The 7,909-nt window shown below is 71.7% G+C and carries 10 protein-coding genes and 1 tRNA gene; 2 read left to right on the top strand and 9 right to left on the bottom strand.

Going from position 1 to position 7,909, the window contains the following annotated elements:
* The first annotated feature begins 334 nt into the window (after positions 1 to 334).
* Entirely contained in the window at positions 335 to 469 is a 135-nt protein-coding gene (locus SLP03_RS23640; RefSeq protein WP_319462815.1) for a hypothetical protein, read from the top strand.
* Positions 470 to 508: 39 nt separating this feature from the next.
* Here SLP03_RS23640 and SLP03_RS23635 read toward each other — a convergent pair whose 3' ends face one another.
* The 5 genes from SLP03_RS23635 to SLP03_RS23615 all read right to left on the bottom strand — a co-directional run bounded on the left by SLP03_RS23635 (position 509) and on the right by SLP03_RS23615 (position 3,655).
* The gene (locus tag SLP03_RS23635; RefSeq protein ID WP_319462814.1) at positions 509 to 1,057 is read right to left on the bottom strand and encodes a GNAT family N-acetyltransferase; all 549 of its coding nucleotides are present in this window, start codon (positions 1,055 to 1,057) and stop codon (positions 509 to 511) included.
* 125 nt (positions 1,058 to 1,182) lie between these two features.
* On the bottom strand, positions 1,183 to 2,427 hold the full coding sequence (locus SLP03_RS23630; protein ID WP_319462813.1) for an RNA polymerase sigma factor: 1,245 nt from the start codon (positions 2,425 to 2,427) through the stop codon (positions 1,183 to 1,185).
* On the bottom strand, positions 2,424 to 2,810 hold the full coding sequence (locus SLP03_RS23625; protein ID WP_319462812.1) for a YciI family protein: 387 nt from the start codon (positions 2,808 to 2,810) through the stop codon (positions 2,424 to 2,426). The genes SLP03_RS23630 and SLP03_RS23625 overlap by 4 nt, the downstream gene beginning before the upstream one ends.
* A gap of 5 nt (positions 2,811 to 2,815) precedes the next feature.
* Positions 2,816 to 3,196: a YciI family protein gene (locus SLP03_RS23620; protein ID WP_319462811.1), complete on the bottom strand. Its 381-nt coding sequence runs from the start codon at positions 3,194 to 3,196 to the stop codon at positions 2,816 to 2,818.
* A 246-nt stretch (positions 3,197 to 3,442) separates the two neighbouring features.
* The gene (locus SLP03_RS23615; protein ID WP_319462819.1) at positions 3,443 to 3,655 is read right to left on the bottom strand and encodes a hypothetical protein; all 213 of its coding nucleotides are present in this window, start codon (positions 3,653 to 3,655) and stop codon (positions 3,443 to 3,445) included.
* Between SLP03_RS23615 and SLP03_RS23610 the strand changes: the two genes are divergently transcribed.
* Positions 3,581 to 3,835 carry a tyrosine-type recombinase/integrase gene (locus tag SLP03_RS23610; RefSeq protein WP_319462818.1) on the top strand — a complete coding sequence of 85 codons (255 nt, stop codon included), beginning with the start codon at positions 3,581 to 3,583 and terminating at the stop codon, positions 3,833 to 3,835. The two genes, SLP03_RS23615 and SLP03_RS23610, sit on opposite strands and share 75 nt — an antisense overlap.
* Positions 3,836 to 3,912: 77 nt before the next feature.
* Here SLP03_RS23610 and SLP03_RS23605 read toward each other — a convergent pair.
* The 4 genes from SLP03_RS23605 to SLP03_RS23590 form a co-directional block, all read right to left on the bottom strand.
* A tRNA-Val gene (locus SLP03_RS23605) sits at positions 3,913 to 3,987 on the bottom strand.
* Positions 3,988 to 4,070: 83 nt separating this feature from the next.
* Positions 4,071 to 4,538, bottom strand: coding sequence for a peroxiredoxin (locus SLP03_RS23600; protein ID WP_319462810.1), 468 nt, complete (start codon positions 4,536 to 4,538; stop codon positions 4,071 to 4,073).
* Between the two features lie 80 nt (positions 4,539 to 4,618).
* The gene (locus SLP03_RS23595) at positions 4,619 to 5,056 is read right to left on the bottom strand and encodes a DUF3052 domain-containing protein (RefSeq protein WP_319462809.1); all 438 of its coding nucleotides are present in this window, start codon (positions 5,054 to 5,056) and stop codon (positions 4,619 to 4,621) included.
* A gap of 111 nt (positions 5,057 to 5,167) precedes the next feature.
* Positions 5,168 to 7,417 carry a transketolase C-terminal domain-containing protein gene (locus SLP03_RS23590; protein WP_413644738.1) on the bottom strand — a complete coding sequence of 750 codons (2,250 nt, stop codon included), beginning with the start codon at positions 7,415 to 7,417 and terminating at the stop codon, positions 5,168 to 5,170.
* Positions 7,418 to 7,909 lie beyond the last annotated feature (492 nt).

Here is a 7,909-nt window from a genome sequence, read left to right as displayed (position 1 = left end):
AGGGCACCCTTGCCGGCCTTGTCGAGGGTCTCGTACTCGGCCAGGATCCGCGCCTTGTACGCGGCGGTGTATGTCCTTGTTCGGGGCTTTGCTGGCACCTCGGGGTCGGGTACCGGGTGATGCGATGTCACGGGGGTGGATCTCCTCGCACGCCCTCACGGGTCAGAGTTTCAGCAGGTCACCCTGCCTTCCCCAAGGATGACACAGAGGGATCCGCTTCTAGCCGATGTGCGGACGTTCGCTCGGTCGCCCTGGCGGAGGCTTGTAGGCACAACGTGCGCCACCTCAGTCGTAGGTCTGCGATGTCGCGGCTCGCTACGGGAACAGTCGTTGGGTGCGGTGGGCTTATCCGTCGGCGCCCTGGATCTTCTCGGCACCGCGCAGCGCGGCTGAGATCGCGCCCATGCCCGTACGCTTCCCGCCCGACGTGCTCGCCGACGTCAAACGCCGCGACGAGGCCGACGACTGATCGGTGGCCTCGTGGACCGCTGCGCTGTCGAGCACGAGCTCAACCGGACGACGTGACCGAGGACCACACGCCGAGCCACTGCTCGGCGCCGTAGCCCTCGTACCGCTCCACCTCGGTGAACCCCAGCTTCGCCGCGAGGCGCATCGAGCGCTCGTTGGCGGTCTGGGTGCGCAGCACCACCCGCTCGCCGGGAAGCGCGTCGGCGAACCAGTCGAGTGCCGCTGCGCACGCCTCGGCGCCGTACCCGCGTCCCCACGCCTCCGGCAGGAACAGGTAGCCGAGCTCGGCCTCCCCGACATCCGGACGGACGTGCCCCGGACTCTCGGCGTCGTGCCGATCGAGCTTGACCATGCCGATCATCGCTCCGTCGAGATCGATCACGAAAAGGCCAGGCCGCCGTTCGGATATCTCGGGCACCCCGTGCTCAAGCTCATCACGCGGTCGAGGGCCACCGAGGTAGGTATGCACCTCCGGTGAGGCGAGCAACTCGATGAACGCCGCACGGTCCCGGGCCTCGGACTCACGGAGCACGAGCCGCTCGGTCCTGATCGGGGCAGGCGGCCAGGCGACGGGTCCGAGCTCAGTCACGGTGGGCAACCTACCCAATGAATCTGGCTCTCGCCCTACGGCGCACCAGAGCACGACGACATAGCTAACCCACATGTCCGCTCACGTCGCGAACGGTGCTGGAACGGGCTGGCTCCACGTGTCGGTCAGCCGGCGAGCTGGTCGCGGCGGCGGGTGAGGTAGGCCCGCTCCGCGGGGTTGCCGGCGAGACCGATGGCCCGGTCGTACGCCGACCGCGACTCGCCGCCGCGCCCGAGTCGCCGCAGCAGGTCGGCGCGCGCGGCGTGGAAGGCGTGGTAGCCGTCAAGGACCTCGCCGAGCCGGTCGACCTCGGCCAGCCCGACCCCGGGGCCGTCGACCTCGGCGACCGCGACCGCCCGGTTGAGCCGCACGATCGGCGAGGGATCGAGCAGCACCATCTGGCCGTAGAGGGCGACGATCGTGGACCAGTCGGTGTCTCGGGCGGACGGGGCATCCGTGTGGACCCCGTTGATCGCGGCCTGCAGCTGGTAGCGCCCAGGTGCGTCACCGCCGGCCGCCACCGCCTCGAGCCGCTCGCGGACCAGGGCCTTGCCCTCGGCGATGAGGGTGCGGTCCCACGCGCCGCGATCCTGCTCGTCGAGGGTCACCAGCTCCCCGGTGCGGGACACGCGCGCCAGCCGCCGGGCGTCGGTGAGGAGCATCAGGGCAAGCAGACCGGCCACCTCGCCGTCGTCCGGGAGGAGAGCTCGGAGCAGGCGGCCGAGGCGGATCGCCTCGTCGGTGAGGTCGCCGCGCAACGGGTCGTCCCCCTCACCGGCGAGATAGCCCTCGTTGAAGACGAGATAGACGACCGCGAGCACGCCGGTGAGCCGCTCGCGGATGTCGTCGGCCGAGGGCACCCGGTAGGGAATGTGCGCCGCCTTGATCTTTGCCTTGGCGCGAGTGATCCGCCGCGCCATCGTGGTCTCCTGCACCAGAAAGGCGCGGGCGATCTCGGGGACGGTGAGGCCGCCGAGCAGGCGCAGGGTGAGCGCCACCCGGGCCTCCATCGCGAGCGCAGGGTGGCAGCAGGTGAAGACCAGTCTGAGCCGGTCGTCCTCGACCGGGCCGGTCGGCTCAGGAGGGGTGTCGTCGTACACGATCCGGGCCGCCTGGTGCTTGGCGTCGCGCTGCGACTCGCGACGGAGCCGGTCGATCCCCTTGCGGGTCGCGGTGGTGGCGAGCCAACCGCCGGGATTGGACGGTACGCCCTCGCGCGGCCACCGCTCTGCAGCCGCTACGAACGCCTCGGCCGTCGCTTCCTCGGCGACGTCGAGGTCGCCGAAACGGCGCGCGAGGCCGGCGACCACCCGCGCCCACTCCTCGTGGTGGACACGGATGATCGCCTGCTCGACGGTGGGACCAGTCACGGCGCCAGCAGCGCTCGGACGAATTCCCCGGTTCGGAAGGGACGCACCTCGACCTCGCCGCGGCACGCTTTCGACCCCTCGGCGGCAAGCGCCAGGGCCACGTCGAGGTCGGCCGCCTCGATGACCCAGAAGCCGCCGAGGTACTCCTTCGTCCCCAGGTAGGGCCCGTCGGTGAAGGCCGGCTTCTCGCCCTGCCCGTCGACGGTGGTGGCGGTCGTCGCGGGCTCCAGGCCATCGGCGAAGACGAAGTGACCGTCCCTCTGGAGCCTCTCGGTGAAGGCACCGGTGTCGGCGAACGCCTGCAGCATGGCCTCCCGGGAGGGGTAGTTGCCGAACTCGGTGCGCTCGGCCGGTCCGTAGACGGACAGCAGGTACCTGGGCACCGCGCTCACTTCTCCCTTGAGCCGTTACGCCGGGCCTGCCCGGGACCTCGGAACCGGTGCACCTCCTGCGGCCAGTCGAGCACGGTCGCGAGCCTGCCGGCCCAGTATCGCGCCGCCGCGTCGTCGGGCACGTCCACGACGGCGAAGCCGCCGAGGTGCTCCTTGGTCTCGACGTACGGGCCGTCGGTGAAGACGGGCTTGCCGTCAACCGGCTCGACACTGCAGACCGCGGTGGACCGGTCGAGCCCGCCGTTGGTGAAGATCAGGACACCGTCGGCCTGCATCTCCTCGATCACGGCCCGGGCGGCCGTGCCCTTCTCGCGCAGCTCCTCCGCCGTGTGGTCGGGCACCCACTCATCGTTGAAGGTGATCAGGTACTCCGTCATGGTCGTCTCCTCCCAGTCCCGGACGAGGGCCTTTCCCGACTCCTCGTGTCCGGCGGCCCAGCCGGCCGCCGCACACTGGTTCCACGAACGGCTACACCTTGATACGACACCATCCCGGAAACTCCTTTTCAAGGCAGCCCCGGCGAGTGACTGAGGAAGGATCGACCTCCGTCCTTCGAAACGCACACTCGCCCGCCTGGCCGGTGGTGATCACGGCGTGCAACTGGCGCAGGATCGCCGCGGCGATCACGGTCTGGGCTTGGGTTGCGGTGAGTTGTTGGTCTCCCGCGTCGTCAGGTGGTGGTAGCGGGCCGCGTAGACGGCGTTGCCGCGCTGGGCGCCCCAGACCGCCCGCCAGGCGGCCAGACGCAGCGCGGGCCGGCCCTGGCCGGTGAGTTTGGTGCGACCAACGAAGATGCCCGACAGTTTCGAGCAGGACTCCCTGAGATCCGGCTTCACGATCTCCGGCACACCTGCTTAACGCTTCTACTCAGCCTTGGAACCCCGCCGCACATCGCTCAAGCCATCGCCGGTCACTCACACGTGGATGTCACGATGATGATCTACACGCACACCGGGATGACCGAGCAGACGGAGGCCCTGCGGAAGCTCGGCGAAGCATTCGGCTCAACCGGTTGATGTCAGAGATGGATGTCAGACGCTCACCCGCCCGTGCAAGTTGCCTCGCTTCTGGCGGGTTTTGGCTGGTCAAGTGGTGGTGGGCGCGGCAGGTTTCGAACCTGCGACCCCTCGCTTGTAAGGCGAGTGCTCTCCCACTGAGCTACGCGCCCGGAACGCCCGTACGGCGGGCCGGTGGCTGGCAAGCTTACCTGCCGGTCACCGGCCCGGTCGAACGGTATGCCCGGTTCTGGGATCAGGCGGCGGCGGTCTCGGCGAGCGCCTTGCGCCAGCCCTCCTGGTCCCGCGCCTCGCCCGGCATGTTCATCTCGGCGAACCGGACCACGCCGGCCCTGTCGATCACGAAGGTGCCCCGGTTGGCGATGCCCGCCACGTCGTTGAAGACGCCGTACGCCTGGGCCACCGCGCCGTGCGGCCAGAAGTCGGCCAGCAGCGGGAACTGGTAGCCCTCCCGGTCGGCCCAGATCTTGTGGGCGTAGACCGAGTCGACGCTGACGGTCAGCACCTGGACGTCGTCGTTCACGTACTCATTGAGGTTGTCCCGCACCTCGCACAGCTCGCCCTGGCAGATGCCGGTGAAGGCGAGCGGGTAGAAGACCAGCAGCACGGTGCGCTTGCCGCGGAAGTCGGAGAGCCGGACCTCCTGGTTGTTCTGGTCCTTCAGCACGAAGTCCGGCGCCTCGGCGCCAACCTCAATGGTCATGCGAGCTCCTCGGGGTCGAGTCTGGAGATGATCAGCCTGCCACATCCGGCGGCGGAGGCCGTCGGGGCGCGGAAGGTCGGCTACTTCTTCGCCTTGGACCCACGCCGGAGCACCAGGCGGGCACCGCTCCAGTCGCGGCCCGCGTTGATGGTGGAGGTCTGCTGGAGCCCGGCGGTCTGCGCGCTCTCCGCGACCTCGCTCGGCTCGACGTGGCCGTCCCGCCCGGCCTTGGGCGTCAGAAGCCACACCACCCCGTTGTCGGCCAGCGGCCCGAGGGCGTCGACGAGGAGCTCGAAGAGGTCACCGTCGCCATCGCGGTACCAGACGAGCACCGAGTCGACCACCTCGTCGGTGTCCTCGTCCACCAGATCTCCACAGCGGTCGGTCAGGGCGTCCCGGAGATCCTGGTCGACGTCGTCGTCGTACCCCATCTCCATGACGACCATGCCCGGCTCGATCCCGAACCGGTCCGCCAGGCTACGTACCCCGTCGGCGGCCTGACCAGCGGTCGCGCTCACTGTCGCGTGCCTCCTCATCTCATCCCTGCTCGCGACGTCGTATGACGCCGTCGGGCCAAGTCCACACAGTTGTGGCTCCCTGCGCAAGTGGCGCACCGGGTGGAACGGAATTTACCGTGCCAGCAGGGTACGGGCACCCTGGGTAATGGCTTCCTCGGAGACCAGAACCTGACGTGCCGCCGGACCTAATGGTACAAACGAGTCAACTGCCGCCACCCGCCGCGCCGCACCCACGTATCCGGCGTCGACCAGCGCGGCGATCACCCCCTCGCCCACCCCGCCCGACCGGCGGGTCTCGTCGACGACCAGCACCCGGCCAGTCGCCGAGGCCTCCCGGATGATGTCCGCCACCGGCAGCGGGGCGAGCCAGCGCAGGTCCACCACCCGGGTGCCGATCCCCTCGTCGGCGAGGCTGGCCGCCGCCCGCAGCGACATCCGCACCCCGTTACCGAACGTGATGATCGTGACATCCTCGGCCGAACCGACCCCGTACACCCGGGCCCGGCCGATCGGGACGTGGCCGGCCGCCCACGCACCCGGTTCGGCGTACTCGCCGAGCCACTCCCCGTCGCCGTCGGCGTACAGGTCCCGGGTGTGGTAGAGCGCGATCGGCTCCAGGAAGGCGCAGACGCTGCCGTCCACCGCCGCGGCTGCCAGGCAGGTCCGCAGCATGGGCGCGGCGTCGCCCGGCCGCGCCGGCACCGCGATCACCAGGCCGGGCACGTCCCGCAGTACGGCCACCGAGTTGTCGTTGTGGAAGTGCCCTCCGAACCCCTCCTGGTACGCCAGCCCGGCCACCCGCACCACCATCGGGTTGCGGAACGCGCCGCCGGAGAAGAACTGCATGGTGGCCGCCTCGCCGCGCAGCTGGTCCTCGGCGTTGTGCAGGTACGCCAGGTACTGGATCTCGGGCACCGGCAACATCCCGGCGATCCCCGCGCCCAGCCCCAGCCCGAGGATCGAGGTCTCGTCGAGGAGCGTGTCGAAGACCCGGGCCGCGCCGAACTTGTCCCGCAGCCCCTTCGTCACCCCGTACACCCCGCCCTTGGCGGCGACGTCCTCGCCGAACACGGCCATCCGGGGGTGGTCCAGCATCCCGTCGGCGAGCGCCGCGTTGATGCTCTGCGCCAGGGTGAGCGGACCGGTCAGCTCCGGCGGTTTGCCGCCGAACGCCGCGGCCCGCGCGCCCGCGTTCGGCCCGGCCGCCCGGGCCGCCGCGTCGGCCACCGTTCGGCAGATCCGCACCGGCCGGCGCGGGGCCAGCGCCGCCACCACCTCGGCCGCCGACGCGAGCTTCGGCTCGTCGAGCACCTCCTCGGCCACCCGGCGGACCTGCCAGCCCCGCTCGTCGTACCGGGTGAGCAGCTCCTCGCCGGTGGCGAAGCCGCCCTCGACCAGCAGCCGCGCGGTGGCCAGCAGCGGGTCCCGCTCGGCGTCGGCGGCGATCTCCGCCGGGCTCCGGTACGCGGTCTCCGCGTCCGGACCGGCGTGCCCCATCAGCCGTACGGTGGTCAGGTGCAGCACGGCGGGCCGCCGGTGCCGGCGCACCCAGGCCGCCGCCTCCCCCGCCACCCGGTACGCCTCGACCGGGTCGGCCCCGTCCGCGGCGAAGTAGCGGATCCCCGGTCGGGCGCGCAGCGTCGCCGCCACCCAGCCCTTCGGCGAGCGCACGCTGATGCCGAGGCCGTTGTCCTCACAGACGAAGAGGACCGGGATGCGCAGGCCGGTGTGGTCGTACCAGCCGGCGGTGTTGAACGCGACGGTGGCGCTGGCGTGGTTGACCGAGGCGTCACCGAACGAGCAGACCACGATCGCGTCCGGCGGCCACGGCGCGCCGGTGACCTCCGCGGCCGGCATCGGCGACCCGGCACGCCGTCCGCCGCCGACCCGGCGCAGCCGTTCCAGGGCCAGCCCCATCCCGACCGCCCGGGGCAGGTGGGAGGCGATGGTGGAGGTGGTGGGGATGACGGCCAGGTCGGCCCGGCCGAACACCTTGTGCCGGCCACCGGCGATCGGCTCGCGGGCCGAGGCGACCATTCCCCGGAGCACGTCCCGGGCCGCCTCGACGTACGCGTCCTCGGCGACCGCGGCCGGCTCGCCGAGCACCGCCTCGCCGGTGGCGTCGACCGCGACCCCGGCGCCGACCGGCGCGCCGGCCGCCTCGACGGCATCGGCATCGGCATCGGAGTCGGCGTTCCGGTCCGGCGCGGCAAGGTCCCGGTCGTCGTCCCGTGCCGCGGTCCCCGACGGCGGTTCGACGGTCTCCGCCGCCGGCGGCGCGGGGTCGGTCCCGGCCCGGCCGGAGTCGCCCGCCTCGGCGGCGGCGGGCAGGTCGGCGCTGGGCGGGTCGGCGCTGGGCAGGCCGTCCCGCTCAAGGGCCTCGCTGTCCGGCGGCGCACCGGCCGGAGCGACCTCGTCGGTGCCGTCGGCGACCGGCGAGTCGTCGTCGGACGGTCCGACGTCGTCGGCGGAGCCGGTCGCGTCGGCGACCCGGTCACCGGCCGGGAAGGTCCCGGCGGCCTGGGCGGCGCGGACGCAGTAGAAGGCGCCGGAGCGGTAGTGCAGGAGGGCGGGGTCGGTGGGCCGCAGGGCGGCGGCCACCGCCGCGTTGCCCTCGTGCCCGGCGGAGCCGATGGTGTAGAAGCCCTCGCCGAAGCTGCGCAGCCAGCGCCCGGCGAGGTCCAGCAGTCGACTGGTGACCTGGGCGTCGAAGAGGGCCAGCGCCTGTGCTCCGGTCAGCGGCGCGCCCTCGGTGAGCGGCTCGTCGAGGTCACGCCGCTGGGCGGGGAGACCGAGCGCGCCCAGGGCCTCCCGGAACCGGTCGTCGAGATCTTGCGGGGTGGTCACGTCGGA

The sequence above is a fragment of the Micromonospora sp. RTP1Z1 genome, from assembly GCF_033804685.1.
Classification (GTDB): Bacteria; Actinomycetota; Actinomycetes; order Mycobacteriales; family Micromonosporaceae; genus Micromonospora.
Note: the sequence above shows the minus strand (reverse complement) of the source record. Positions and strands in the feature narration are given on the sequence as shown.

What these genes read in the sequence shown, in the direction of transcription:
- SLP03_RS23600 (WP_319462810.1), bottom strand. Translation starts at nt 4,538, where the DNA reads ATGACCATTGAGGTTGGCGCCGAGGCGCCGGACTTCGTGCTGAAGGAC.
- SLP03_RS23620 (WP_319462811.1), bottom strand. Translation starts at nt 3,196, where the DNA reads ATGACGGAGTACCTGATCACCTTCAACGATGAGTGGGTGCCCGACCAC.